This is a genomic window from Pseudomonas sp. GW822-FHT04H02 (genome assembly GCF_058800645.1).
In genome coordinates this window covers 655,124-680,369 of record NZ_JBXAMM010000004.1, presented here as the reverse complement: position 1 = coordinate 680,369, position 25,246 = coordinate 655,124, and the positions used below count along the sequence as shown (strand labels likewise).

The following is a 25,246-nucleotide window of genomic DNA, read 5'->3' as shown; positions in this document are numbered from 1 at the left end:
ATCAGACCGCTACCAGCACAATGGCGCCGATGACCAGCACGGCACCGGCTGCCATCGAGGCGGCGTACCAACGCAGTTGACCGGTCTCGGTACGGCTCAGGGAGGTGTGACCCCCTTTGGCCATACGCGGTATCAAACCGATGGTCTGATCGAGCGGGTCCTTGCGCAGTACGTGGCTGATGGCCAGGTATGGCTTGACGAACAGTTTGTCGTAGATCCAGTCGAAGCCCCAGGCGGCGAACCACCAGGCCGAGAGCAGACGCCCGATGCCGCTGTTGGCGATGGCGGTCACAACGCGACGCTTGCCAAGGAACAACAGGGCGGCCAGCAGGATACCGGCCAGGGCGATGGCGCCCGAGGCGATTTCCAGGCTGTGCTTGGCTTCGCCACCGGCATGGCCGACGCTTTGCGGCAGCACGCCATGCAGGGGCGGGGTGATCATCGCGCCGATCCCGGTGGACAGCACGATCAGTACCACCAGCGGCAGCCAGTGGGAGATCCCGTGGCCGGCGTGGGCTTCGGTCTTGGCTTCACCGTGGAAGGTGATGAAGATCAGGCGGAAGGTGTACAGCGAGGTCATGAACGCACCCACCAGGCCGGCGTACAGCAGGCCATGGTTGCCGCTGGCGAAGGCTTCCCAGAGGATCTCGTCCTTGGAGTAGAAGCCTGCGGTCACCAGAGGCAGGGCCGCCAGGGCCGCGCCGCCGACGATGAAGCTGGCGTAGGCCAGAGGCAGTTTCTTCCACAGGCCGCCCATCTTGAAGATGTTCTGCTCGTGGTGGCAGGCAACGATCACCGCACCGGAAGCAAGGAACAGCAGGGCCTTGAAGAAGGCGTGGGTCATCAGGTGGAAGATCGCGCCGTCCCAGGCGCCAACGCCCAGGGCCAGGAACATGTAGCCGATCTGGCTCATGGTGGAGTAGGCGAGGATCCGCTTGATGTCGGTCTGCACCAGCGCGGCGAAACCGGCCAATACCAGGGTCACGCCGCCGACCAGGCCCACCAGGTGCAGGATTTCCGGCGCCAGGGTGAACAGGCCGTGGGTACGGGCGATCAGGTAGACGCCGGCGGTGACCATGGTTGCGGCGTGGATCAGTGCCGAAACCGGGGTCGGGCCGGCCATCGCGTCCGCCAGCCAGGTCTGCAGTGGCAACTGGGCAGATTTACCCACGGCGCCACCCAGCAGCATCAGGGTTGCCAGGGTGATCCAGAAGTCGCCGGCCTGGAATTTCTGCGGGGCCAGCACCAGCAGTTCCTGGACGTTCAGCGTGCCCACCTGTTGGAACAGGATGAACAGGCCGATGGCCATGAACACGTCGCCGATACGGGTGACGATGAAGGCCTTGAGTGCGGCGTTACCGTTGTTGCGGTTGCTGTAGTAGAAACCGATCAACAGGTAGGAGCACAGGCCCACGCCTTCCCAGCCGAAGTACAGGAACAGCAGGTTATCGCCCAGTACCAGGAACAGCATGCTGGCGATAAACAGGTTGGTGTAGGCGAAGAAGCGCGAGTAGCCGGCTTCACCACGCATGTACCAGGACGCGAACAAGTGGATCAAAAAGCCCACGCCCACCACCACACCCAGCATGGTCACGGACAGACCATCCAGGTACAGGGCGAAGTTCGGCGCGAAACCGTCCACCGACATCCACTGCCACAGCACCTGGGTGTAGTGGCCACCCTCGGGCGGTGCGACGTTGAATTGCCAGATCACGTAGGCAGCAACGATGGCCGACAGGCCAATGGAGCCGACACCGATCAGGGCCGAGAGGTTTTCCGAGAGGCGTCCACGGGAGAACGACAGCAGCAGGAAACCGATCAGGGGGAATACGAAAGTCAGAAAGAGAAGGTTCATCCGCGCATCTCGCTGGCTGCATCGATATCGAGAGTGTGGAAGCGGCGGTACAGCTGCAGCAGGATCGCCAGGCCGATACTGGCCTCGGCGGCTGCCAGGCTGATCACCAGGATGAACATCACTTGTCCATCCGGCTGCGCCCAGCGGGCGCCAGCAACGATGAAGGCCAGTGCAGAGGCGTTCATCATCACTTCCAGGCTCATCAACACGAAGAGGATGTTACGGCGGACCATCAGGCCGACCAGACCGAGGCAGAACAGGATGCCGGCAACCGCCAGGCCATGTTCCATCGGGATAGTACCGAGAGAGATAGTAGGCATCGTATTACTCCTTCGCCTCGTTGCGGCCCAAGTGGAACGCCGTGACGGCCGCGGCAAGCAGCAGCATCGAGGCGAGTTCGACCACCAGCAGGTAAGGGCCGAACAGGCTGATGCCCACGGCCTTGGCGCTGACGGTGGTTTGACCGATACCGGCACCGCTCTGATGGCTGAACAGTACGTACAGCAGTTCAGCCAGCAGCAGCGCGGCCAGGATGACCGGGCCGATCCAGATGCCGGGCGTGAGCCAGATGCGCTCTTGCTGAGCCGCGGCCGGGCCGAGGTTCAGCATCATCACCACGAACACGAACAGCACCATGATGGCACCGGCGTAGGCGATCACTTCCAGGGCACCGGCGAACGGCGCGCCAAGGCTGAAGAAGGTCATGGCCACGGCGATCAGCGAAATGATCAGGTAGAGCAGGGCGTGCACAGGGTTGGTGTTGGTGACCACGCGGAGTGTGGAGACAACCGCAACACCTGACGCGAAATAGAAAGCGAATTCCATCTTTCTTCCTTAAGGCAGCAAGCTCTTCACGTTGATCGGCTCGGCTTCATTCTGCGCGGAGCCTTTTGGCTTACCGGCAATGGCCATACCTGCAACACGATAGAAGTTGTAATCAGGGTTCTTTCCGGGACCGGAGATCAGCAGATCTTCTTTCTCGTAAACCAGGTCCTGACGTTTGAACTCGGCCATCTCGAAATCCGGTGTCAGCTGGATCGCGGTGGTCGGGCAGGCTTCCTCGCAGAGGCCACAGAAAATGCAGCGCGAGAAGTTGATGCGGAAGAAGTCCGGGTACCAGCGACCGTCTTCGGTTTCAGCTTTCTGCAGCGAGATGCAACCCACGGGGCAGGCCACGGCGCACAAGTTGCAGGCTACGCAACGCTCTTCGCCATCGGGGTCGCGGGTCAGGACGATGCGGCCACGGTAGCGTGGAGGCAGGTAGACCGGCTCTTCCGGGTATTGCAAGGTGTCGCGCTTGCGAAAGCCATGGCCGAAGACCATGACCAGGCTGCGCAACTGGGTACCAGTACCCTTAACGATGTCGCCAATATATTTGAACATGGGTCAAATCCTCACTGAACCGCAACCGCAGGTGTGTTCCACAACACAACCGCAGCGGTTATCAGCAAATTGATCAGGGTCAGTGGCAGGCAGAATTTCCAGCTGAAGTCCATCACCTGGTCATAACGCGGACGCGGGATGGAAGCGCGCAGCAGGATGAACAGCATGATGAAGAACGCGGTCTTCAGTGCGAACCAGACGAAGGACAGTTGCGGCAGGATGCCGAACGGACCGTGCCAGCCACCGAAGAACAGGGTGACCAGCAGCGCCGAGATCAGGATGATGCCGATGTATTCACCGACGAAGAACATGCCCCATTTCATACCGGCGTATTCGATGTGGTAGCCGTCGGCCAGTTCCTGCTCCGCTTCCGGCTGGTCGAAGGGGTGACGGTGAGTCACGGCCACGCCAGCGATGAAGAAGGTACAGAAGCCGAAGAACTGCGGAATGATGAACCACAGGTTCTGCGCCTGGTACTCGACGATGTCGCGCATGTTGAACGAGCCGACCTGTACCACGATGCCCATCAGGGCCAGGCCCATGAACACTTCGTAGGACACGGTCTGCGCCGAGGCACGCAAGCTGCCGAGCAGGGCGAACTTGTTGTTGCTCGACCAGCCGGCGAACAGTACCGCGTAGACCGACAGACCGGCCATGGCGAAGAAGAACAGCAGGCCGATGTTCAGATCCGCCACGCCCCAGGTCGGGGTGATCGGGATGATCGCGAAGGCGATCAGCAGGGCGGACATGGCCACCACCGGTGCCAGGGTGAAGATCACCTTGTCGGCAAACGGTGGAGTCCAGTCTTCCTTGAAGAACATCTTCAGCATGTCGGCTGCGATCTGGAACATGCCGAACGGGCCAACACGGTTCGGACCGTAACGGTCCTGCCACCAGCCCAGCAGGCGACGTTCGACGAAGCTCAGCAGCGCACCGGCGATCACTACGGCCAGCAGGATGACGATGGCCTTGACGACCGTCAGGATCACGTCGATCACTTCAGGGGTAAACCAACTCATTGTGCCGCCTCCTGCAGACCATCAACGGAAATGCCTGCGATTGCCGGAGGAATACCCGCCAGGCCGGCAGGCAGGCCCACCAGGCCAGCACCCAGCTCTTCGTTGATGCGCAGCGGCAGACGCAGGGTCTGGCCAGCCACGTTCACCGCGAGCAGGGCACCGTCGTTGACACCCAGGCGATCCGCTTCGGATTTGGCCAGAGCAACGTACGGAGCCGGGATGCGCTCCTGCACCGGAGCGGCTTTCGAAGAGTTTTCCTCGCTGCCGAACAGGTGGTAGAACGGCACGGCCTGCCAGGTGCCCGGGGCCGGGGAGAAGGCTCGCGGCACGCTGGCGAACCAGTTGAGGCGGTCGCCCTGGGTTTCGATCAGGCGAGTGCCCGGGTCACCGGCGCGCAGGTGGCCACCGACTTCGTCCTGGAACTTGTTCCAGGCCTGTGGCGAGTTCCAGCCCGGCGACCAGGCGAACGGCACTTGCGAGCGCGGTTCGGCGGAGCCCGAGTAACCTTCCATGGAGTAGGCGAAGGCGGTATCCGGGTCTTGCGAGGTACGTGGCTCGTGCACGCTCTGGTTGGCGCGCATGGCGGTACGGCCACTGTAGCGCAGCGGTTCGCGAGCCAGTTTCAGGCCCTTGATGCGGAACGCGGCGGATGGCGCGGCGTCAACGATGCTGGCCAGTTGCGGGGTGCTCGCGGCGCAGGCAGCGGTCACGTGGTCCAGCTGGGTCCAGTCCACCGGCTGGTTCAGCAAGGTACTGCGCAGGGCATGCAGCCAGCGCCAACCTTCGTGAACCATGATGCTGGCGTCCAGGTAGGTTGGATCGAAGACCTGGAAGAAGCGCTGGGCGCGACCTTCCTGGCTGATCAGGGTGCCGTCGCCTTCGGCGAAGCTGGCCGCCGACAGCACTAGGTGTGCACGCTCAAGGGTAGCGGTCTGTTGATGATCGGCAACGATCACCACCTTCGCTGCGTTCAGTGCGGCATCCACCTTGGCTGCATCGGTGCGGGTGTACAGGTCGTTTTCCAGCACCACGATGGCGTCGGCCTTACCGTCGATCACCGCCTGCAGGGCGGCGTCCACGGATTCGCCACCAAGCATGGCCAGGCCGAGGCTGTTGGCCTCTGGCACGATCAGACTGATGGAGCCGGCTTTCTCGCGCAGCTTCAAGGCTTTGGCGATGTTCGCCGCCGCTTCGATCAGTGCCTTGGAGCCCAGGGAGGTACCGGAAATGATCAGTGGACGCTTGGCCGCCAGCAGAGCGTCGGCAATGCGTTTGGCCAGTTCCAGGGCTTCACTGTCCAGGCCTTCCACGGCAGGGGCACTGGCGTCGATGGCGTGGGCCACGGCGAAACCGATGCGCGCCAGGTCGTCTGGAGCGGCGTGTACACACTCCTCGGCCACGTCGTCGAGCTTGGTTTCAGCCAGGCTGGCGATGAACAGCGGGTTCAGCGCGTGCTGGCCGATGTTCTTCACCGCAGCGTCGAGCCAAGGCTGGACGCGCATGGCATCGGCCATTTCCTCGGCCTTGCCCTTGACCGACTGGCGCAGGGCCAGGGCCATGCGTGCGGCGGTCTGGGTCAGGTCTTCGCCGAGGACGAAGATGGCATCGTGGTCTTCGATGTCGCGCATGTTCGGAACCGGCAGCGGGCTGTCGTTCAGAACCTGCAGAACCAGGCGGATGCGCTCCAGCTCGGAGGCTTCGATACCGGAGTAGAAGTGCTCGGCACCTACCAGCTCACGCAGCGCGTAGTTGCTTTCCAGGCTGGCGCGGGGCGAACCGATACCGACGATGTTACGGCCGCGCAGCAGGTCTGCGGCCTGATCCAGTGCCTGGTCCAGGGTCAGCTTGGTGCCATCGGCCAGGCGTGGCTGGCGTGGACGGTCCTTGCGGTTGACGTAGCCATAGCCGAAGCGGCCGCGGTCGCAGAGGAAATACTGGTTCACCGAACCGTTGTAGCGGTTCTCGATGCGGCGCAGCTCGCCGTAGCGCTCGCCCGGGGAGATGTTGCAACCGCTGGAGCAGCCATGGCAGATGCTCGGCGAGAACTGCATATCCCACTTGCGGTTGTAGCGCTCGGAGTGAGTCTTGTCGGTGAACACGCCGGTCGGGCAGACCTCGGTGAGGTTGCCGGAGAACTCGCTTTCCAGGGTGCCGTCTTCAACGCGACCGAAGTACACGTTGTCGTGGGCGCCGTAGACGCCCAGGTCGGTGCCGCCGGCGTAGTCCTTGTAGAAGCGCACGCAGCGATAGCAGGCGATGCAGCGGTTCATCTCGTGGGAAATGAACGGGCCGAGGTCCTGGTTCTGGTGGGTACGCTTGGTGAAGCGATAACGGCGCTCGTTGTGGCCGGTCATCACCGTCATGTCCTGCAGGTGGCAGTGACCGCCTTCCTCACAGACCGGGCAGTCGTGGGGATGGTTGGTCATCAGCCACTCGACGACACTGGCGCGGAACGCCTTGGATTCTTCATCGTCGATGGAGATCCAGGTGTTGTCGGTGGCCGGGGTCATGCAGGACATGACGATACGACCACGGGTGTCGTTCTCGTCGGTGTACTGCTTGACCGCGCACTGGCGACAGGCACCGACGCTACCGAGAGCGGGGTGCCAGCAGAAATAAGGGATGTCGAGGCCTAGTGACAGACAAGCCTGTAACAGGTTGTCCGCCCCATCGACTTCGAGCGCTTTGCCGTCTACGTGGATAGTGGCCATGGTTCAAAGTTCTTCGTTGGCCCGGTGTCAGCGGGCGTGGCTAATGGAATCTTGTTATGCGTGCGAATCAACACAGCCGTTCACGGCGTCATCGCACGTCGAGCGCAGGGCACGGACCCGGCGCCCTCATTTAAGCGTTACGCGCCGACTACGATCGGTCGGGCCAGAGGCGGGACGGCGGCGCTGGTGGGCGCGATGCCGGCTTCGAACTCTGGACGGAAATACTTGATGGCGCTGCCCAAAGGCTCCACGGCACCCGGTGCGTGAGCACAGAAGGTCTTGCCCGGGCCGAGGAAACCCACCAGGCCCAGCAGGGTCTCGATGTCCCCTTGCTGGCCCTGGCCTTTTTCCAGGGCCATCAGCAGCTTGACGCTCCAGGGCAGGCCGTCGCGGCACGGTGTGCAGAAGCCGCAGGACTCGCGGGCGAAGAACTGCTCCATGTTGCGCAGCAGGGACACCATGTTGATGCTGTCGTCCACCGCCATGGCCAGGCCGGTACCCATGCGGGTGCCCACTTTGGCGATGCCGCCGGCATACATCTGGGCGTCCAGGTGCTCGGGCAACAGGAAGCCGGTACCGGCGCCGCCTGGCTGCCAGCATTTGAGCTTGAAGCCGTCGCGCATGCCGCCGGCGTAGTCTTCGAACAGCTCGCGCGCGGTCACGCCGAAGGGCAGCTCCCACAGGCCGGGGTTCTTCACCTTGCCGGAGAAGCCCATCAGCTTGGTGCCGTGGTCTTCGCTGCCTTCGCGGGCCAGGGATTTGTACCATTCCACGCCGTCGCCGATGATCGCCGGCACGTTGCACAGGGTCTCGACGTTGTTCACGCAGGTCGGCTTGCCCCACACGCCCACGGCGGCAGGGAAGGGCGGCTTGGAGCGCGGGTTGGCGCGACGGCCTTCCAGGGAGTTGATCAGTGCGGTTTCTTCACCGCAGATGTAACGCCCGGCGCCGGTGTGGACGAACAGCTCGAAATCGAAGCCGCTGCCCAGGATGTTCTTGCCCAGAAGGCCTGCGGCCTTGGCTTCTTCCACGGCACGACGCAGGTGCTTGGCGGCGGTGGTGTACTCGCCCCGCAGGAAGATGTAGCCGCGGTAGGTCTTGAGTGCGCGAGCACTGATCAGCATGCCTTCGATCAGCAGATGGGGCAGTTGCTCCATCAGCATGCGGTCCTTCCAGGTGTTGGGCTCCATTTCGTCCGCGTTGCACAGCAGGTAGCGGATGTTCATGGATTCGTCTTTGGGCATCAGGCCCCACTTCACACCGGTGGGGAAGCCCGCACCGCCGCGACCCTTGAGGCCGGCATCCTTGACGGTCTGCACGATGTCGTCCTGGGACAGGTCGGCGAAGGCCTTGCGGGCCGCCGCGTAACCGTTCTTGGCCTGGTACTCGTCGAACCAGACCGGCTCGCCGTCGTCGCGCAGGCGCCAGGTCAGGGGATGGGTTTCTGCGGTGCGCGCAATGCGGTTCGCAGGACCGAAAGAGGTCAGGGTCATACGTAGCCCTCCAACAGTTTGGCCACGCCAGCAGGCTGCACGTCGCCGAAAGTGTCGTCGTCGATCATCAGCGCCGGTGCCTTGTCGCAGTTGCCCAGGCAGCACACCGGCAGCAGGGTGAAGCGGCCGTCGGCGGTGGTCTGGCCGAGGCCGATGCCCAGCTCGCTCTGGATCTGGCTGACCACGGACTCGTGGCCGCCGATGTAGCAGACCATGCTGTCGCAGACGCGAATGATGTGGCGGCCCACTGGCTGGCGGAAGATCTGGCTGTAGAACGTCGCCACGCCTTCAACGTCGCTGGCGGGAATGCCGAGGATCTCGCCGATGGCGTAGACCGCGCCGTCAGGCACCCAGCCACGTTCCTTCTGGACGATCTTCAGGGCTTCGATGGACGCCGCGCGCGGGTCCTCGTAGTGATGCATCTCGTGCTCGATGGCCGAGCGCTCGGTTTCGCTCAGGGCGAAACGGTCTGTCTGGATAAGCGTGCTGTTCATGCTTAGCGGTCCACGTCGGCCATAACGAAGTCGATACTACCCAGGTACGCGATCAAGTCCGCGACCATGCTGCCGCGGATCACCGAAGGGATCTGCTGCAGGTGGGCGAAGCTTGGGGTACGGATCCGGGTGCGGTAGCTCATGGTGCCGCCATCGCTCGTCAGGTAATAACTGTTGATGCCCTTGGTCGCTTCGATCATCTGGAAGGATTCGTTGGCCGGCATCACCGGGCCCCACGAAACTTGCAGGAAGTGCGTGATCAAGGTTTCGATGTGCTGCAGGGTGCGCTCTTTGGGTGGCGGCGTGGTCAGCGGGTGATCCGCCTTGTACGGGCCTTCCGGCATGTTGCGCAGGCACTGGTCGATGATCTTGATGCTCTGGCGCATTTCCTCGACGCGAACCATGCAGCGGTCATAGGCGTCACCGTTGGCGGCCAGCGGGACTTCGAACTCGAAGTTCTCGTAGCCGGAGTACGGACGGGCCTTGCGCAGGTCGAAATCGCAACCGGTGGAGCGCAGGCCGGCACCGGTGACGCCCCATTCCAGGGCTTCCTTGGTGTTGTAGGCGGCAACGCCGATGGTCCGGCCCTTGAGGATGCTGTTCTGCAGGGCAGCCTTGGTGTATTCGTCGAGGCGCTTGGGCAGCCATTCGACGAAGTCCTTGACCAGCTTCTCCCAGCCACGCGGCAGGTCGTGGGCGACGCCACCGATGCGGTACCAGGCCGGGTGCAGGCGGAAGCCGGTGATGGCTTCGATCACCGTGTAGGCGCGCTGACGGTCGGTGAAGGTGAAGAACACCGGGGTCATGGCGCCGACGTCCTGGATGTAGGTGCCCAGGAACAGCAGGTGGCTGGTGATCCGGAAGAACTCGGCCATCATGATGCGGATGACGTCGACCTTCTCCGGCACCTTGATGCCGGCCAGTTTCTCGACCGAAAGCACGTACGGCAGGTTGTTCATCACCCCGCCGAGGTAGTCGATACGGTCGGTGTAAGGGATGAAGCTGTGCCAGGACTGACGCTCGGCCATCTTCTCGGCACCACGGTGGTGGTAGCCGATGTCCGGTACGCAGTCGACGATCTCTTCACCGTCCAGCTGCAGGATGATGCGGAAGGCACCGTGGGCCGAAGGGTGGTTCGGGCCCAGGTTGAGGAACATGTAGTCCTCGTTGGCACCGGAACGCTTCATGCCCCAGTCTTCCGGACGGAAGCGCGCGGCTTCTTCTTCCAGCTGCTGCTTGGCCAGGTTCAGGCTGAACGGGTCGAACTCGGTGGCGCGGGCCGGGAAGTCCTTGCGCAGCGGGTGACCTTCCCAGGTCGGCGGCATCATGATGCGCGACAGGTGAGGGTGGCCGGCAAAGTCGATGCCGAACATGTCCCAGACTTCACGCTCGTACCAGTTGGCGTTAGGCCAGATACCGGTCACGGTGGGCAGGCTGAGGTCGCCTTCGGACAGGGCCACCTTGATCATCACGTCGCTGTTACGTTCGATCGACAGCAAGTGGTAGAACACGCTGAAGTCGGCACCTGGCAGGCCCTGGCGCTTGGTGCGCAGGCGCTCGTCCACGCCGTGCAGGTCATAGAGCATGACGTACGGCTTGGGCAGGTTGCGCAGGAAGGTCAGGACTTCAACGAGCTTGGAGCGGGTAACCCACAGCACCGGCATGCCGGTGCGGGTGGCTTGGGCGGTGAACGCCTCAGGGCCAAAACGGTTATTGAGTTCGACGACCACATCCTGGTCGTCAGCCTTATAAGGCGGGATGTACAGAGCACTGCCTGTAGTCATGGTTTTTTATCGCTTTCGGTCAACGTAAAGAGTGAAGCCAGGTTCGTTTCTTTGTAAGAACAGAACTGGATCAGACTTCGTCAGGGCTGCGCAGGTTGGTGACCTGTATACGCTGTTCGCGGCGCTGTTCCTTTTGCGACGGCATCTCGGCGCGATACACGCCTTGGTCGCCGACGACCCAGGAAAGTGGGCGACGCTCCTGGCCAATGGATTCCTGCAAGAGCATCAGGCCTTGCAGGAACGCTTCGGGGCGGGGCGGGCAGCCAGGTACGTAGACGTCCACGGGCAGGAACTTGTCCACCCCCTGGACTACCGAGTAGATGTCGTACATGCCGCCGGAGTTGGCGCACGAACCCATGGAGATAACCCATTTCGGCTCGAGCATTTGCTCATAGAGACGCTGGATGATCGGCGCCATCTTGATGAAGCAGGTCCCGGCGATAACCATGAAGTCCGCCTGACGCGGCGATGCCCGGATAACCTCGGCGCCAAAGCGCGCGATGTCGTGGGGCGCCGTGAAGGCGGTGGTCATTTCCACGTAGCAGCAGGATAGGCCGAAGTTGTACGGCCACAGGGAGTTCTTACGCCCCCAGTTGACCGCGCCGCTCAGCACGTCTTCGAGCTTGCCCATGAAGATGTTTTTGTGGACCTGATCCTCTAACGGATCGGAAACGGTTTCCCGTTCGCCGATCGGATACTGATCGTTAGGAGCATCGGGGTCGATCCGGGTGAGATTGTATTGCATCGCCAAAGCCTCATTGTTTTAGCTTCGCCTGCCGCTTACGACGACCTTCCGGAGCCCAGTCAAGAGCCCCCACCCGCCAAAGGTAGACAAGACCTGCCAACAGAATTGCTATGAAAACGAGAGCTTCGACGAATCCGGTCCAGCCGCTTTCGCGGACGGACACAGACCAGGCAAAGAGAAAGAGGGCTTCGATATCGAAGATCACGAAGAGCATCGCGACCAGATAGAATTTGGCTGAGAGCCGCAAGCGGGCGCCACCGGTAGGTAGCATGCCGGACTCGAACGGTTCGTTTTTGCTGCGGCCCCAGGCTTTTGACCCGAGGAGGCTGGAGACGCCGAGCATGAAGGCGCAAAGGCCGACAACGCCCAGAAGGAAAATGGCAAAGCCCCAGTTGTGGGCCATGAGTCCTGTCGCTTCGGGCATGCTGGTAATCCTTAACAGAGAGCAAGAGTCTCTGAGCTTGATAAAGAAATAAAGCAGTGACGATATGTCGCAGCGCAATCAATCGCGCTGATTTTATGGCTAAACACCGGGCAAGTAAAATTTCTAAAGCGAAATTGTTTATCGTAATAAGGACATAGCTCACCCCGGTAGCCCCGTAAGCCGCGGCCTGCGGGCATTAGGGGAGGTTTTGTTAATTATGTTTTGTAGCTGCTGTAACGAAAGTTACAACCGCTAAATGATAATCAATATTGTTTAGAGGCTGTTTTAATCTGCTTTCCTTCGGGGAGTGGGAAAGTTGCTTGTTATATCCCTGTTACTGCAAGTAGCAGGGGCGCACCTTTTAACCTCTTTCGCCCTTGCTAACACCGCCCTGGATCAATGTTTGGCCAGCTTTTTTGCAGGGGCGGGCATGGCGAGGTTTTTGAGGAGGGCGCGCAGGGTAGAGGTTCGCTGGCAAGCCGGCTCCTACAGGAGGGGTGGGCAAAAAAAACGCCCCGAACCAGTCGGGGCGTCAGCTGTACAGCAATGCAGTTGTTTTTACCGGGTCTGCATTGGCCGCTCGATCAAGCCGTGAGGCCTAAATCAGTGGAACTGTTCTTCTTCGGTGGAGCCGGTCAGCGCGGTTACCGAGGACGAGCCACCCTGGATCACGGTGGTCATGTCGTCGAAGTAGCCGGTGCCCACTTCCTGCTGGTGAGCCACGAAGGTGTAGCCCTTGGCGGCGTCGGCGAACTCTTGCTCTTGCAGTTTCACGTAGGCGGTCATGTCGTTGCGGGCGTAGTCGTGCGCCAGGTTGAACATGCTGTGCCACATGTTGTGGATGCCGGCCAGGGTGATGAACTGGTGCTTGTAGCCCATGGCGGACAGTTCGCGCTGGAACTTGGCGATGGTCGCGTCGTCCAGGTTCTTCTTCCAGTTGAAGGAAGGCGAGCAGTTGTACGACAGGATCTGGTCCGGGTATTCCTTCTTGATCGCCTCGGCGAAGCGACGGGCTTCGTCCAGGTCCGGCTTGGCGGTTTCGCACCAGATCAGGTCGGCGTACGGAGCGTAAGCCAGGCCGCGGGCGATTGCCTGGTCCAGGCCGGCTTTCACTTTGTAGAAGCCTTCCTGGGTGCGGGTGCCAGTCACGAATGGCTGGTCGTATGGGTCGCAGTCGGAAGTCAACAGGTCGGCAGCGTTGGCGTCGGTACGGGCCAGGATGATGGTCGGTACACCGGCAACGTCGGCCGCCAGACGGGCAGCGGTCAGCTTCTGTACGGCTTCCTGGGTTGGCACCAGTACCTTGCCGCCCATGTGGCCGCACTTCTTCACGGAAGCCAGCTGATCTTCGAAGTGAACGCCTGCGGCGCCTGCTTCGATCATGCTCTTCATCAGCTCGTAGGCGTTCAGCACGCCGCCGAAACCGGCTTCAGCGTCGGCCACGATCGGTGCGAAGTAGTCGATGTAGCCGTCGTCGCCCGGGTTCTTGCCGGCTTTCCACTGGATCTGGTCGGCGCGACGGAACGAGTTGTTGATGCGCTTGACCACGGTTGGAACCGAGTCCACCGGGTACAGCGACTGGTCGGGGTACATGGATTCGGCGGAGTTGTTGTCCGCAGCCACTTGCCAGCCCGACAGGTAGATCGCCTGGATACCGGCTTTAACCTGTTGTACAGCCTGGCCGCCGGTCAGGGCGCCCATGCAGTTGACGAAATCTTTATCAGGACGGAAGGACGGCTTGGCACCTTGGGTGACCAGGTTCCAGAGCTTCTCGGCGCCCATGCGTGCCAGGGTGTGCTCGGGTTGAACCGAGCCACGCAGACGGACCACGTCGGCAGCGGAGTAGGTGCGAGTCACGCCTTTCCAGCGCGGGTTTTCAGCCCAGTCTTTTTCAAGGGCTGCAATTTGCTGTTCGCGTGTCAGTGCCATGGAGATAAACCTCGTCGCGTCTTGTGTAAAAAGTCGTTCTTGGTTGGAGAATTCCGGCTCCGCCGATCACGCGTCATAACGCTGCGTAAAAGGCTGCTCGCTGACCAGGAAGCTTATGGCGGTCAAGTCGGGTCTGGCGGGGATGGCGACGGGTGAACGATGGGCTCGAGGGGAAAGTGAGCAGGTGAAGGCGAGCTGCGGGGCGCATGCCGGCGTCGTGGGCCTTGGTGCGTTCCATCAGTGTGTTGCCGATCTACCTAATTACGCTTCCGTCCCTCGGGACAACTTCGTTCCAGTCGCAATCTCGTCAAACACACCTTGTGGGCGGTACAGACACGAATCGGCTCAGGTGGGTAGGTTAGAGCGGCGATCCGAAGGCCCTTGCCAGGGCCCCTGATTAGCGGGAGCGAGGCCATCATGCCCGCGGTTTTTTGGCTCGTCAAATGTTTTGTAGTGCTTTTTTTGCGGCACTACATCTTTGGTCTAATACGACTAATCAGTCAGTTTTTGGTGCTTTAGTCCAAAGCATCGACCTTGACCCGCAAGGTCATGTCGTCCCGGCCTTGAGTCGAGTAGCTGCGGCCCGGGCCCTGTTTATCGGCCTGGGTCTGGCGATTGACTCCGGCCAGGGTGATCCATTCGCCCAGGCGCCCACTGACAGTTGTGTCGGTGCTTTGCACGTTCACTACATCGGGACGTTCCTGGCTCATGCGGTCACGGTTGGTGCTGATGCTCAGGTGCACGGTTTCACCGGTAACGCTGGCGGTGACATAGAAGCCCTGGGTGACGTTGCGGTACTGGGTCTGGTTCTGCAGGCGCCCGTAGGGGTCGGTCTGGGTGGTGGTCAACGGCACGCTCTGGCCGACCTGGATCAGCGCTGGCACGCCTTCGCTGGCCTGGATCTGCTGGATACCGCCGTCGCGGCTCTCGGTGCTGCGGTTGATGATCCGCGTCTGCGGTACGCCGTTGACCGAATAGCCCTGGTTGTCCTGAAGGTTGTTTTCGTTGGTGTCGACGGTGATCAGCAGGCGTTTGGCCGCGGTGTCCAGTTGGGCGATAAAGGCTCGCAGTTCGGCGATCTTGCCCGGCTCGGCGTTGACGATCAGCTGGTTGCCATAGGCGCTGACCTTGCCGTCCTTGCCGAGGAAGTTCTGCGCCACCGGCAGCAGGTCGGCACTGGTGCGGTTGTTGAGGGGCACGATCTCGGTGGCGGCCATGACCGAACAGCTGAAGGTCAGCAGCAGCGTCGTGAGCAGGGTGCGTAGGGACATATCCGTTATCTCCGCGAGTAGCTGGCGTAAAGCCTTGAGTTTGACACTTTGTCGGCTTTGGGTGGGGCAAGTTGAATCGCGCACGGCAAAACGCCCCGGCATCCTGGTCTCCAGCTTAGTTGCCGGAGGAGGGATGGCGGGGCGTTTTGGCTGGCCGTTGCCGCGAGCGGTGTGTCGGTCAGGCGCCGCGAACCATGTCGACGTGGGGAATGCCCGCTTCGAGGAACTCCTCGCTGACGATGGAGAAGCCCAGGCGCTCATAGAACGCCGTGGCCTGGACCTGGGCGCTGAGCATCTGCTGCTTCAGGCCGCGCTTTTCGGCTTCATCGATCACCGCGCGCATCAGCGCGTCGCCAACCTTCAGGCCGCGCCAGTCCTTGAGCACCGAAACCCGGCCCACATGGCCGTCGGGCAGTAGGCGCGCGGTGCCGATGGGGAAGTCGCCCTCGAAGGCCAGGAAGTGCACGGCGCTGTCGTCGTCGGCATCCCACTCCAGTTCGGGCGGCACCGATTGCTCGGCAATGAATACGGCTTCACGGATGCGCCGGATCTCGGCGTTGTCCTTTTGCCAGTCTGCGACACGTACGTGAATCTTATTCATCGGCAAACCCCAGGCTCCCTTGCTTGACCAGTTCACACAACAGGCCGCGCCCATCGTCATCCGCCAGCCACTGGCCGAGGTTGTCGATATGCAGGGCATCGGCGGCGCAAATCATTTTCAGCAGTTCGCGCAGCTTACCGGGAAGCAGGCGGCTTTGGCCGCTGGCGAACAGTAGCAGGTCTTCATCCACTTCCGACCAGGCCAGGCGCGCGCTCGGGTTGCGGATCAGGATCGCGCCCTGTTCCAGGCTGCCCAGCAGGTCTTCTTCTTCCAGTTCGGGTCCGGTCACCAGTTCCGGGTAGCGTGGTTCGGTCATGAACTGGCCGAACCAGGTCAGCAGCAGGCGTTCATCGCTCATGTGCTCGGCCAGCAGGCCCTTGAGCCGGTCGAGGGCGTCCTGCTGGATCTGGTGCGGGTCGCTGGCCGGCTGCACGTCGGCGTCGGTGTAGCGGTCTTCGTCCGGCAGGAACTGGCCGAGGAAGTCGGTGAAGTGGGTCAGGACTTCGGCGGCGCTCGGGGCGCGGAAACCGACCGAATAGGTCATGCAATCGTTCACCGCAACGCCATAGTGGGCCAGGCGCGGTGGCAGATAGAGCATGTCGCCGGGCTCCAGGACCCAGCTTTCGGTTTCTTCGAACTCGGCGAGGATGCGCAGGTCCGCGTGTTGCAGCAGCGGGCTTTCGGAGTCGCACATCTGGCCGATCTTCCAGTTGCGCTTACCAAAGCCTTGCAGCAGGAACACGTCGTAGTTGTCGAAGTGCGGGCCGACGTTACCGCCAGGTGCGGCGAAGCTGATCATCACGTCATCGATGCGCCAGCTCGGCAGGAAGCGGAAGTGCTCCAGCAGCTCGGCGACTTCCGGGACGAACTGGTCCACGGCCTGGACCAGCAGGGTCCAGTCGCGTTCCGGCAGCTTGCTGAACTCGTCTTCGGCGAAGGGCCCGCGGCGCAGTTCCCATGGGCGCTCGCCGTTTTCGATCACCAGGCGCGATTCGACTTCTTCTTCCAGGGCCAGGCCGGCCAGTTCGTCAGGTTCGATCGGGCTTTCGAAGTCAGGCAGGGCCTGACGGATCAGCAGGGGTTTCTTCTGCCAGTAGTCACGCAGAAATTCCCGTGCAGTGATGCCGCCCAGAAGTTGAAGAGGAATATCAGGATTCATGTGTAACCTATTGAAAAAGTGTACTTTTCTAGCAGGAATAAAAACGCCCGGCGCGGCCGGGCGTCAAAAGGTCGAGCAATCGGTCAGATGCGCTTGGCCTGGGCTGCGGCATTACCGATGTAGCTGGCCGGGGTGAGCTGTTTCAGCTCGGCCTTGGCCGCGGCGGGCATGTCCAGCCCGTCGATGAAAGTCTGCAGCGCTTCTGGGCTGATGCCCTTGCCGCGCGTCAGTTCCTTGAGCTTTTCGTAGGGGTTTTCGATGTTGTAGCGGCGCATCACGGTCTGGATCGGCTCGGCCAGGACTTCCCAGCAGGCGTCCAGGTCTTCGGCGATTTTCTGGGCGTTGAGCTCCAGTTTGCTGATGCCCTTGAGGCTGGCCTCGTAGGCAATCACGCTGTGAGCAAAGCCCACGCCCAGGTTGCGCAATACGGTGGAGTCAGTCAGGTCGCGCTGCCAGCGGGAGATCGGCAGCTTGCTTGCCAGGTGCTGGAACAGTGCGTTGGCGATGCCCAGGTTGCCTTCGGAGTTTTCGAAGTCGATCGGGTTGACCTTGTGCGGCATGGTCGAGGAACCGATTTCGCCGGCAATGGTGCGCTGCTTGAAGTAGCCCAGGGAGATGTAGCCCCAGATATCGCGATCGAAGTCGATCAGGATGGTGTTGAAGCGGGCGATGGCGTCGAACAGCTCGGCGATGTAGTCGTGCGGCTCGATCTGCGTGGTGTAGGGGTTGAAGGCCAGGCCCAGCTCGTCTTCGATGAAGGCGCGGGCGTTGGCTTCCCAGTCGATGTCCGGGTAGGCCGAGAGGTGGGCGTTGTAGTTGCCCACGGCGCCGTTGATCTTGCCCAGCAGCGGCACGGCAGCGACCTGGGCGATCTGGCGCTCCAGGCGGTACACGACGTTGGCCAGCTCCTTGCCCAGGGTGGTCGGCGAGGCCGGCTGGCCGTGGGTGCGCGACAGCATCGGCACTTCAGCGAAACGGATCGCCAGTTCGCGGATGGCGTTGGCGGTCTGGCGCATCAGCGGCAGCATCACTTCATCACGGCCTTCGCGCAGCATCAGGGCGTGGGACAGGTTGTTGATGTCCTCGCTGGTGCAGGCGAAGTGGATGAACTCACTGACGTTGGCCAGTTCAGGCAACTTGGCAGCTTGCTCCTTGAGCAGGTACTCGATGGCCTTGACGTCGTGGTTGGTGGTGCGCTCGATCTCTTTGACGCGCTCGGCGTGCTCCAGCGAGAAGTTCTCTGCCAGGGCATTGAGCACGGCGTTGGCTTCGGCGGAGAACGCCGGCACTTCGCTGATGGCGCTATGGGCGGCCAGGCGCTGGAGCCAGCGCACTTCAACGAGGACGCGAGCACGGATCAGGCCGTATTCGCTGAAAATGGGGCGCAGGGCCTGGGTTTTGCCGGCGTAGCGGCCGTCAACAGGGGAAACCGCAGTGAGCGAAGAGAGCTGCATGGGGTGTTCTCGGACAGTCGGGCAACGAAATGGGGCGCGTATCATACATGAAAATATCCGCCGGTCCGTTGCCAACTGACCAGCGTCTTACGCGCAGCTCTTGAAAAATCAGGCGCAGCTCAGCTGCTGCGCATCAACGGATAAAGCTCTTTGAGCAATTTGCGCCGGCTGATCACCAGTTGCCACCGATGGCCGCCCAGCTGTCGCCACAGGCGTGCCGAGCGGATGCCGGCCAGCAGCAGGGCGCGGATCTTCGAGGCATTGCTGGGCTGCTGCAGGTTGCGCATGTCGCCGTGCACCTGAATGCGCTGGCGCAGGGTGCTCAGGGTGTCCTGGTACAGCCCGCCGCACGCGGCGATGACGTTTTCGTGAGCTGGACCGAAATGTTCTACCTGGGACTGGATCTGCGGCAGGCGTTTGCCGATGGTCTCCAGCAGGTCGTCGCGCTTGGCCAGCTGGCGCTCCAGGCCGAGCATCGACAAAGCGTAGCGCAGCGGTTCGCGCTGCAGGGTGCTGGGGTCGCGCTCCAGGGCGCCAATCAGGGCCCGGTAACCCTCGCGCAGGTTGATGTCGTCGCCGCCGTAGACTTCCAGGGTGTCTTTCGGGTCGCGGATCAGCAGGCTGCCGAGCATGCAGCTCAAGGCCGCCTCGCTGACCTGGCCGGTCTTGGCGATCCGGTCCACCAGTACGGCGGCCAGGAATACACCGCCCAGCGCCGTCAGTTGTTCCTGAATCGGGCTCATGGACGGGCGTCCTTGCTGCTCCAGGGTTCGGCCACTTCGATCACGCCGCCACCGAGGCAGATCTCGCCGTCGTAGAACACCACGGACTGGCCGGGAGTGACGGCGCGCTGTGGGTCGTCGAAGGTGGCGCGGTAGCCGTTGGCGGTCTTTTCCAGGGTGCAGGGCTGGTCGCTCTGGCGGTAGCGTACCTTGGCGGTCAGGCGTCGCGGCTGGCTCAGGTCGATGGGGTTGACCCAATAGATGTCGGAGGCCAGCAGGGCGCGGGAGAACAGCCAGGGGTGATCATTGCCCTGGCCCACGATCAGCTCGTTGTGCTCCAGGTCCTTGATCAGCACGTACCACGGCTCTTCGCCGGCGTCTTTCAGGCCGCCGATGCCCAGGCCCTGGCGCTGGCCGATGGTGTGGTACATCAAGCCGTGATGGCGGCCGATGACTTCACCTTCGGTGGTCTTGATCTCGCCGGGCTGGGCCGGCAGGTATTGCTTGAGGAAGTCGCTGAAGCGCCGCTCACCGATAAAGCAGATGCCGGTGGAGTCTTTCTTCTTCGCCGTGGCCAGGTCGTGTTTTTCGGCAATGGCGCGCACTTCGGGCTTTTCCAGCTCGCCTACCGGGAACAGGGTCTTGGCGATCTGCTCGCCGCCAACGGCGTGGAGGAAGTAGCTCTGGTCCTTGTTCGGGTCCAGGCCCTTGAGCAGTTCGGTGCGGCCGTCGATGTCGCGGCGGCGCACATAGTGGCCGGTGGCGATCAGGTCGGCGCCGAGCATCATGGCGTAGTCGAGGAAGGCCTTGAACTTGATTTCGCGGTTGCAGAGGATATCCGGGTTCGGCGTGCGGCCGGCCTTGTATTCGGCCAGGAAGTGCTCGAACACGTTGTCCCAGTATTCGGCGGCGAAGTTGGCGGTGTGCAGCTTGATGCCAATCTTGTCGCACACGGCCTGGGCGTCGGCCAGGTCGTCCATGGCGGTGCAGTATTCGGTTCCGTCGTCTTCCTCCCAGTTCTTCATGAACAGGCCTTCCACCTGGTAACCCTGCTCCATCAGCAGGAGGGCGGAAACGGAAGAATCCACGCCGCCGGACATGCCGACAATGACGCGCTTCTTTTGGTTATCAGAAGGGGCTGGATCACGCATAGGAATTCAACGGGTGTCTTGAAAAAGGACGCGATTCTAACAGGCTGAGGCCTGCAAGGCTAAAACTGCGGTTAAAGCATTGGTCGGATCAGTGCCAGGCTGTGCAACTGGCCATCCAGGTAATCGTCCAGGCACTGCAGGATCAGCTCGCTGCGCCAGTTGGCCCGTTGCTCCAGCAGTTGCTCGCGGCTCAGCCAGCGCGGGCCGATGATGCCGTCATCCAACTGATAGTCCGGATGATGGCGCAGTGGCTTGGCGGCAAAGCACACGCGCTGGTAGGTCACGCCGTTGCTGGGGGCGGTGTAGAGGTAGATGCCGACTACGCCGGTCAACTCCACATCCCAGCCGGTTTCCTCCAGGGTTTCGCGTACGGCCGCCTGGAGCAGGCTTTCATTGGCGTCCAGGTGCCCGGCGGGCTGGTTGAGCACGGCTTGTTCGCCCTGGTATTCCTCGACGAACAGGAAGCGGCCCTGGTCCTCGACGATGGTGGCGACAGTAATATGCGGTTGCCATTCCATAAAGGCACTCCTTTATAAAGGGTGAGCATTGTAGGAGCCGGCTTGCCGGCGAAGCGAGCGCTGTCTTTTTCGCCGACAGGCCGGTTGCTGCGGACTCCAGAAGCACAAACCCCGGCGCGGGGCCGGGGTTTGTGTGTTCGCTCGTGCTTACACCAGCGCAGCGATGGCCGCGTTGAGGGTGGCGCTCGGGCGCATGGCCTGGCTCACCAGCTCGGGGTTGGCGCTGTAGTAGCCACCGATGTCCACGGGCTTGCCCTGTACGGCGTTGAGCTCGGCGACGATGGTCGCTTCGTTCTCGGTCAGGGTCTTGGCCAGGGTGCTGAACTGCGCTTGCAGGGCAGCGTCCTCGGTCTGGGCGGCCAGGGCTTGAGCCCAGTACAGCGCCAGGTAGAAGTGGCTGCCGCGGTTGTCGATGTTGCCGACCTTGCGCGATGGCGACTTGTTGTTGTCGAGGAACTGGCCGGTCGCCTGGTCCAGGGTCTTGGCCAGCACCAGGGCTTTCGGGTTGTTGTAGGTGTTGCCCAGGTGCTCCAGGGAGGCTGCCAGGGCCAGGAACTCACCCAGGGAGTCCCAGCGCAGGAAGTTCTCTTCCAGCAGCTGCTGTACGTGTTTGGGAGCCGAACCGCCGGCGCCGGTTTCGAACAGGCCGCCACCGTTCATCAGCGGCACGATCGACAGCATCTTGGCGCTGGTGCCCAGTTCCATGATCGGGAACAGGTCGGTCAGGTAGTCGCGCAGTACGTTGCCGGTCACCGAGATGGTGTCCTTGCCGTCGCGGGTGCGGGCCAGGGTGAACTTCATGGCTTCAACCGGGGACATGATGCGGATGTCCAGGTCGCTGGTGTCGTGATCCTTCAGGTAGGCCTGAACTTTCTCGATCATCACGCCGTCGTGGGCACGCATCGGGTCCAGCCAGAAAATGGCCGGAGTGCTGCTGGCACGAGCACGGTTGACCGCCAGTTTGACCCAGTCCTGGATCGGCGCGTCTTTGGTCTGGCACATGCGGAAGATGTCGCCGGCTTCGACTTTCTGCTCCAGCAGCAGGCTGCCTTTGCTGTCGGTGACGCGAACCACGCCGTCAGCCTTGATTTCGAAAGTCTTGTCGTGGGAGCCATATTCTTCGGCTTTTTTCGCCATCAGGCCAACGTTCGGCACGCTGCCCATGGTGGTCGGATCGAACGCGCCATTGGCTTTGCAGTCTTCGATCACGGCCTGGTAGATAGTGGCGTAGCAACGGTCCGGGATCACGGCCTTGGTGTCGTGCAGCTGGCCGTCGGTGCCCCACATCTTGCCAGAGTCACGGATCATGGCAGGCATCGAGGCGTCGACGATCACGTCGCTCGGCACGTGCAGGTTGGTGATGCCTTTGTCGGAGTTGACCATGGCCAGGGCAGGGCGGGCAGCGTAGACGGCCTGGATGTCGGCTTCGATCGCAGCTTGCTGGTCGGCCGGCAGCGCCTTGATGCGGGCGTACAGGTCGCCGATGCCGTTGTTCAGGTTGAAGCCGATTTCCTGCAGCACGGTGGCGTGCTTGCTCAGGGCATCCTGATAGAACTCGGCAACGATCTGGCCGAACATGATCGGGTCGGAGACCTTCATCATGGTGGCCTTGAGGTGTACCGAGAGCAGTACGCCTTGCTTCTTGGCGTCTTCGATTTCAGCGGCGATGAAGGCGCGCAGGGCCTTTTTGCTCATTACGGCGCAGTCGAGGATCTCGCCGGCTTGCACGGCGGTCTTTTCCTTCAGGACGGTGGCAGTGCCGTCCAGGGCGATCAGTTCGATCTTGACGCTGTCGGCTGCTTCGATCAGGGCGGCTTTTTCGCTGCCGTAGAAGTCGCCGTTGCTCATGTGGGCAACGTGGGACTTGGAGTCCTTGGCCCAGGCGCCCATCTTGTGCGGGTGCTTGCGCGCATAGTTCTTCACCGACAGCGGAGCGCGGCGGTCGGAGTTGCCTTCACGCAGGACCGGGTTCACGGCGCTGCCCTTGACCTTGTCGTAACGCGCCTTGGCGTCTTTGTCGGCGTCGCAGGTCACGGTTTCTGGGTAGTCCGGCAGCGCATAGCCCTGGGCCTGCAGCTCTTTGATCGCGGCTTGCAGTTGCGGGACCGAGGCGCTGATGTTCGGCAGCTTGATGATGTTGGCTTCTGGGGTGACCGCCAGCTCGCCCAGTTCGGCAAGGTGGTCCGGCACCGCTTTGGTACCCAACTGCTCAGGGAAGCTGGCGAGGATGCGGCCGGCCAGGGAGATGTCGCGGGTTTCCACGGCGATATCAGCCGAAGCGGTGAAGGCTTCTACGATAGGCAGCAGGGAATAGGTGGCGAGGGCCGGGGCTTCGTCGGTGAAGGTGTAGATGATCTTCGAGCGGGTGGGCATATTCGGATTAACTCTCTTCTTTGCTAAAGCGTGCGCAGAAACTCGAGGTGCGCCGGGTAAGCGCTTTCGTTCAAAGGTCATCCATGAGCCGAATGTCGAGGTTTCTTCGCGGTGATGTTGGGTGCATCAGTCGAGCGTCAAGCGGGTGGGCTGCGGTAACAACCCGGCTTTGGGCGGCCATTCTCGGCTTGTTTTGTCGGTAGCAGAGCGTTCGGCCGTCGTGACTCTGTGGTCAGCGGCGGCATTATACATAGGTAGCTAGCAAAACGCCGATGCTTCATAGGCGCCCGTTCTCGTCCATTGGTCTAAAGGTCGCAGGCAGGGTGCAGGCGTAGAGTCGCTCGGGGTGCTTTACTTTGGCACTTTTCCCTTTGCTTTCAGGCTTGTAGGCCGCGAACTGTGCAGCTTTCACGGCATATGGGTGGAACATGAGGTTCCCGTCCAGATTCAACTGGGGTACGCTCGAACGCAGCCAGATGTTCAATCCACACAACGGAGTTCAGCATGGGATACAAGAAGATTCAGGTTCCAGCAGTCGGCGACAAAATCACCGTCAACGCAGACCATTCTCTCAATGTTCCTAACAACCCGATTATTCCTTTCATCGAAGGCGACGGTATTGGTGTTGATATCAGCCCGGTCATGATCAAGGTTGTCGATGCTGCGGTTAAGAAGGCTTACGGCGGCGAACGCAAGATTTCCTGGATGGAAGTGTATGCCGGGGAAAAAGCGACTCAAGTGTACGACCAGGACACCTGGCTTCCTCAGGAAACCCTGGACGCAGTGAAGGATTACGTGGTTTCCATCAAGGGCCCGCTGACCACTCCGGTCGGTGGTGGCATCCGTTCCCTGAACGTGGCCCTGCGTCAGCAACTCGATCTTTATGTATGCCTGCGCCCTGTGCGCTGGTTCGAAGGCGTGCCCAGCCCGGTGAAGAAGCCGGGTGACGTGGACATGACCATCTTCCGTGAAAACTCCGAAGACATTTACGCCGGCATCGAGTGGAAAGCCGGCTCGGCAGAAGCCACCAAGGTCATCAAGTTCCTCAAGGAGGAAATGGGTGTCACCAAGATCCGTTTCGACGAAAACTGCGGCATCGGCGTCAAGCCGGTTTCCCTGCAGGGCACCAAGCGTCTGGCGCGCAAGGCGCTGCAATATGTAGTGGATAACGACCGCGACTCGCTGACCATCGTGCACAAAGGCAACATCATGAAGTTCACCGAAGGTGCCTTCAAGGAATGGGCCTACGAAGTGGCGGCCGAAGAGTTCGGCGCGACCCTGCTGGACGGCGGTCCCTGGATGCAGTTCAAGAACCCGAAAACCGGCAAGAACGTCATCGTCAAGGATGCCATCGCCGACGCCATGCTCCAGCAGATCCTGCTGCGCCCGGCCGAATACGATGTGATCGCGACCCTCAACCTCAACGGTGACTACCTGTCCGACGCCCTGGCGGCGGAAGTGGGCGGCATCGGCATTGCACCAGGCGCCAACCTGTCCGATACCGTGGCCATGTTCGAAGCCACCCACGGTACCGCGCCCAAGTATGCCGGCAAGGACCAGGTCAACCCGGGTTCGCTGATCCTCTCCGCAGAGATGATGTTGCGCCACATGGGCTGGACCGAAGCGGCCGACCTGATCATCAAGGGCACCAATGGCGCAATCTCGGCCAAGACCGTGACCTATGACTTCGAACGCCTGATGGACGGCGCAACCCTGCTGTCTTCCTCGGCCTTCGGCGATGCGCTGATCTCGCACATGTAAGCTGTACGGCGCCCAAAGCAAACCGGCCGACTCAATCCCTTGAGTCGGCCGGTTTTTTTATGACTGGATGTTGGTTGGATCAGCTCAGGGCACTTTCGGGCTGGGCCTCGGCGGTGACGATTTCGCCGGGCACCTTCAACGCGCTGATTTTGATCGCATGCAGGCCCTTGGGCCCTTGGATGATCTCGAAGCTCACAGCCTGTCCGGCTTTCAAGGTCTTGTAGCCATCCATATCGATGGCCGAGTAATGGGCAAACAGATCGTCAGTCTTGCCCTCCTCATTAATAAAGCCATAACCCTTGGCGTTGTTGAACCACTTGACCTTACCGCTAGCCATACTCATATCCCTCTGCAACAGACTCCATCACTGGAGTATCATCCAGTTCATCCGCCGCCAAG

At 61.6% G+C, this 25,246-nt stretch carries 22 protein-coding genes; 1 reads left to right on the top strand and 21 read right to left on the bottom strand.

Annotation, left to right across the window (positions count from 1 at the left end; genetic code table 11):
• Nucleotide 1: 1 nt before the first annotated feature.
• The 20 genes from nuoL to AC1RMG_RS20420 form a co-directional block, all read right to left on the bottom strand.
• Complete coding sequence (gene nuoL, locus AC1RMG_RS20515; RefSeq protein ID WP_072444509.1) at nucleotides 2-1,855, bottom strand: NADH-quinone oxidoreductase subunit L; 1,854 nt, start codon at nucleotides 1,853-1,855, stop codon at nucleotides 2-4.
• Nucleotides 1,852-2,175, bottom strand: coding sequence for an NADH-quinone oxidoreductase subunit NuoK (gene nuoK / locus AC1RMG_RS20510; protein WP_011062193.1), 324 nt, complete (start codon nucleotides 2,173-2,175; stop codon nucleotides 1,852-1,854). The genes nuoL and nuoK overlap by 4 nt, the downstream gene beginning before the upstream one ends.
• Before the next feature lie 4 nt (nucleotides 2,176-2,179).
• Nucleotides 2,180-2,680: an NADH-quinone oxidoreductase subunit J gene (gene nuoJ / locus AC1RMG_RS20505; RefSeq protein WP_011062192.1), complete on the bottom strand. Its 501-nt coding sequence runs from the start codon at nucleotides 2,678-2,680 to the stop codon at nucleotides 2,180-2,182.
• A gap of 9 nt (nucleotides 2,681-2,689) precedes the next feature.
• Nucleotides 2,690-3,238: an NADH-quinone oxidoreductase subunit NuoI gene (nuoI, locus tag AC1RMG_RS20500; protein ID WP_003223795.1), complete on the bottom strand. Its 549-nt coding sequence runs from the start codon at nucleotides 3,236-3,238 to the stop codon at nucleotides 2,690-2,692.
• Nucleotides 3,239-3,249: 11 nt separating this feature from the next.
• Complete coding sequence (gene nuoH / locus AC1RMG_RS20495; RefSeq protein ID WP_011062191.1) at nucleotides 3,250-4,257, bottom strand: NADH-quinone oxidoreductase subunit NuoH; 1,008 nt, start codon at nucleotides 4,255-4,257, stop codon at nucleotides 3,250-3,252.
• A complete protein-coding gene (gene nuoG / locus AC1RMG_RS20490; RefSeq protein ID WP_125062752.1) occupies nucleotides 4,254-6,968 on the bottom strand; it encodes an NADH-quinone oxidoreductase subunit NuoG in 2,715 nt (904 codons plus the stop codon). Before nuoG ends, nuoH begins: the two co-directional genes overlap by 4 nt.
• A 137-nt stretch (nucleotides 6,969-7,105) precedes the next feature.
• Nucleotides 7,106-8,461, bottom strand: a complete 1,356-nt coding sequence (gene nuoF, locus AC1RMG_RS20485; RefSeq protein ID WP_011062189.1) for an NADH-quinone oxidoreductase subunit NuoF — start codon at nucleotides 8,459-8,461, stop codon at nucleotides 7,106-7,108.
• Entirely contained in the window at nucleotides 8,458-8,955 is a 498-nt protein-coding gene (gene nuoE / locus AC1RMG_RS20480; protein WP_011062188.1) for an NADH-quinone oxidoreductase subunit NuoE, read from the bottom strand. The genes nuoF and nuoE overlap by 4 nt, the downstream gene beginning before the upstream one ends.
• Before the next feature lie 2 nt (nucleotides 8,956-8,957).
• Nucleotides 8,958-10,739, bottom strand: coding sequence for an NADH-quinone oxidoreductase subunit C/D (nuoC, locus tag AC1RMG_RS20475; protein ID WP_011062187.1), 1,782 nt, complete (start codon nucleotides 10,737-10,739; stop codon nucleotides 8,958-8,960).
• Between the two features lie 70 nt (nucleotides 10,740-10,809).
• Nucleotides 10,810-11,484 carry a NuoB/complex I 20 kDa subunit family protein gene (locus AC1RMG_RS20470; RefSeq protein ID WP_011062186.1) on the bottom strand — a complete coding sequence of 225 codons (675 nt, stop codon included), beginning with the start codon at nucleotides 11,482-11,484 and terminating at the stop codon, nucleotides 10,810-10,812.
• Between the two features lie 10 nt (nucleotides 11,485-11,494).
• The gene (locus AC1RMG_RS20465) at nucleotides 11,495-11,908 is read right to left on the bottom strand and encodes an NADH-quinone oxidoreductase subunit A (RefSeq protein ID WP_011062185.1); all 414 of its coding nucleotides are present in this window, start codon (nucleotides 11,906-11,908) and stop codon (nucleotides 11,495-11,497) included.
• Nucleotides 11,909-12,511: 603 nt separating this feature from the next.
• Nucleotides 12,512-13,837, bottom strand: coding sequence for an isocitrate lyase (aceA, locus tag AC1RMG_RS20460; RefSeq protein ID WP_011062184.1), 1,326 nt, complete (start codon nucleotides 13,835-13,837; stop codon nucleotides 12,512-12,514).
• A 515-nt stretch (nucleotides 13,838-14,352) separates the two neighbouring features.
• Nucleotides 14,353-15,108 (bottom strand): secretin N-terminal domain-containing protein, encoded by a 756-nt coding sequence (locus tag AC1RMG_RS20455; RefSeq protein ID WP_011062183.1) that lies wholly within the window; start codon nucleotides 15,106-15,108, stop codon nucleotides 14,353-14,355.
• 178 nt (nucleotides 15,109-15,286) lie between these two features.
• Entirely contained in the window at nucleotides 15,287-15,709 is a 423-nt protein-coding gene (locus tag AC1RMG_RS20450; RefSeq protein WP_011062182.1) for a GNAT family N-acetyltransferase, read from the bottom strand.
• Complete coding sequence (locus AC1RMG_RS20445; RefSeq protein ID WP_015636294.1) at nucleotides 15,702-16,868, bottom strand: ribosomal protein uL16 3-hydroxylase; 1,167 nt, start codon at nucleotides 16,866-16,868, stop codon at nucleotides 15,702-15,704. Before AC1RMG_RS20445 ends, AC1RMG_RS20450 begins: the two co-directional genes overlap by 8 nt.
• A gap of 83 nt (nucleotides 16,869-16,951) precedes the next feature.
• Nucleotides 16,952-18,322 (bottom strand): adenylosuccinate lyase, encoded by a 1,371-nt coding sequence (purB, locus tag AC1RMG_RS20440; RefSeq protein WP_019092906.1) that lies wholly within the window; start codon nucleotides 18,320-18,322, stop codon nucleotides 16,952-16,954.
• Between the two features lie 119 nt (nucleotides 18,323-18,441).
• Nucleotides 18,442-19,065: a high frequency lysogenization protein HflD gene (hflD, locus tag AC1RMG_RS20435; protein WP_011062179.1), complete on the bottom strand. Its 624-nt coding sequence runs from the start codon at nucleotides 19,063-19,065 to the stop codon at nucleotides 18,442-18,444.
• Nucleotides 19,062-20,195 (bottom strand): tRNA 2-thiouridine(34) synthase MnmA, encoded by a 1,134-nt coding sequence (mnmA, locus tag AC1RMG_RS20430; protein WP_015636291.1) that lies wholly within the window; start codon nucleotides 20,193-20,195, stop codon nucleotides 19,062-19,064. The genes hflD and mnmA overlap by 4 nt, the downstream gene beginning before the upstream one ends.
• Before the next feature lie 71 nt (nucleotides 20,196-20,266).
• Nucleotides 20,267-20,713, bottom strand: a complete 447-nt coding sequence (locus tag AC1RMG_RS20425) for an NUDIX hydrolase (protein ID WP_011062177.1) — start codon at nucleotides 20,711-20,713, stop codon at nucleotides 20,267-20,269.
• Between the two features lie 147 nt (nucleotides 20,714-20,860).
• Complete coding sequence (locus tag AC1RMG_RS20420) at nucleotides 20,861-23,086, bottom strand: NADP-dependent isocitrate dehydrogenase (protein ID WP_123727936.1); 2,226 nt, start codon at nucleotides 23,084-23,086, stop codon at nucleotides 20,861-20,863.
• A 504-nt stretch (nucleotides 23,087-23,590) separates the two neighbouring features.
• On the opposite strand from AC1RMG_RS20420, the gene icd reads away from it, so the two are divergent.
• Nucleotides 23,591-24,847 (top strand): NADP-dependent isocitrate dehydrogenase, encoded by a 1,257-nt coding sequence (icd, locus tag AC1RMG_RS20415; protein ID WP_011062175.1) that lies wholly within the window; start codon nucleotides 23,591-23,593, stop codon nucleotides 24,845-24,847.
• A gap of 79 nt (nucleotides 24,848-24,926) precedes the next feature.
• Here icd and cspD read toward each other — a convergent pair whose 3' ends face one another.
• Nucleotides 24,927-25,190, bottom strand: coding sequence for a cold shock domain-containing protein CspD (cspD, locus tag AC1RMG_RS20410; protein WP_019092905.1), 264 nt, complete (start codon nucleotides 25,188-25,190; stop codon nucleotides 24,927-24,929).
• Nucleotides 25,191-25,246 lie beyond the last annotated feature (56 nt).

Coding starts and splice junctions, on each gene's coding strand:
- nuoF (WP_011062189.1), bottom strand. CDS start 8,461: ATGACCCTGACCTCTTTCGGTCCTGCGAACCGCATTGCGCGCACCGCA.
- mnmA (WP_015636291.1), bottom strand. CDS start 20,195: ATGCGTGATCCAGCCCCTTCTGATAACCAAAAGAAGCGCGTCATTGTC.
- nuoI (WP_003223795.1), bottom strand. CDS start 3,238: ATGTTCAAATATATTGGCGACATCGTTAAGGGTACTGGTACCCAGTTG.
- nuoC (WP_011062187.1), bottom strand. CDS start 10,739: ATGACTACAGGCAGTGCTCTGTACATCCCGCCTTATAAGGCTGACGAC.
- nuoK (WP_011062193.1), bottom strand. CDS start 2,175: ATGCCTACTATCTCTCTCGGTACTATCCCGATGGAACATGGCCTGGCG.
- icd (WP_011062175.1), top strand. CDS start 23,591: ATGGGATACAAGAAGATTCAGGTTCCAGCAGTCGGCGACAAAATCACC.
- nuoL (WP_072444509.1), bottom strand. CDS start 1,855: ATGAACCTTCTCTTTCTGACTTTCGTATTCCCCCTGATCGGTTTCCTG.
- AC1RMG_RS20465 (WP_011062185.1), bottom strand. CDS start 11,908: ATGCCCGAAGCGACAGGACTCATGGCCCACAACTGGGGCTTTGCCATT.
- nuoE (WP_011062188.1), bottom strand. CDS start 8,955: ATGAACAGCACGCTTATCCAGACAGACCGTTTCGCCCTGAGCGAAACC.
- nuoJ (WP_011062192.1), bottom strand. CDS start 2,680: ATGGAATTCGCTTTCTATTTCGCGTCAGGTGTTGCGGTTGTCTCCACA.
- AC1RMG_RS20450 (WP_011062182.1), bottom strand. CDS start 15,709: ATGAATAAGATTCACGTACGTGTCGCAGACTGGCAAAAGGACAACGCC.
- cspD (WP_019092905.1), bottom strand. CDS start 25,190: ATGAGTATGGCTAGCGGTAAGGTCAAGTGGTTCAACAACGCCAAGGGT.
- AC1RMG_RS20420 (WP_123727936.1), bottom strand. CDS start 23,086: ATGCCCACCCGCTCGAAGATCATCTACACCTTCACCGACGAAGCCCCG.
- AC1RMG_RS20425 (WP_011062177.1), bottom strand. CDS start 20,713: ATGGAATGGCAACCGCATATTACTGTCGCCACCATCGTCGAGGACCAG.
- hflD (WP_011062179.1), bottom strand. CDS start 19,065: ATGAGCCCGATTCAGGAACAACTGACGGCGCTGGGCGGTGTATTCCTG.
- nuoG (WP_125062752.1), bottom strand. CDS start 6,968: ATGGCCACTATCCACGTAGACGGCAAAGCGCTCGAAGTCGATGGGGCG.
- AC1RMG_RS20445 (WP_015636294.1), bottom strand. CDS start 16,868: ATGAATCCTGATATTCCTCTTCAACTTCTGGGCGGCATCACTGCACGG.
- AC1RMG_RS20455 (WP_011062183.1), bottom strand. CDS start 15,108: ATGTCCCTACGCACCCTGCTCACGACGCTGCTGCTGACCTTCAGCTGT.
- purB (WP_019092906.1), bottom strand. CDS start 18,322: ATGCAGCTCTCTTCGCTCACTGCGGTTTCCCCTGTTGACGGCCGCTAC.
- nuoH (WP_011062191.1), bottom strand. CDS start 4,257: ATGAGTTGGTTTACCCCTGAAGTGATCGACGTGATCCTGACGGTCGTC.
- AC1RMG_RS20470 (WP_011062186.1), bottom strand. CDS start 11,484: ATGCAATACAATCTCACCCGGATCGACCCCGATGCTCCTAACGATCAG.
- aceA (WP_011062184.1), bottom strand. CDS start 13,837: ATGGCACTGACACGCGAACAGCAAATTGCAGCCCTTGAAAAAGACTGG.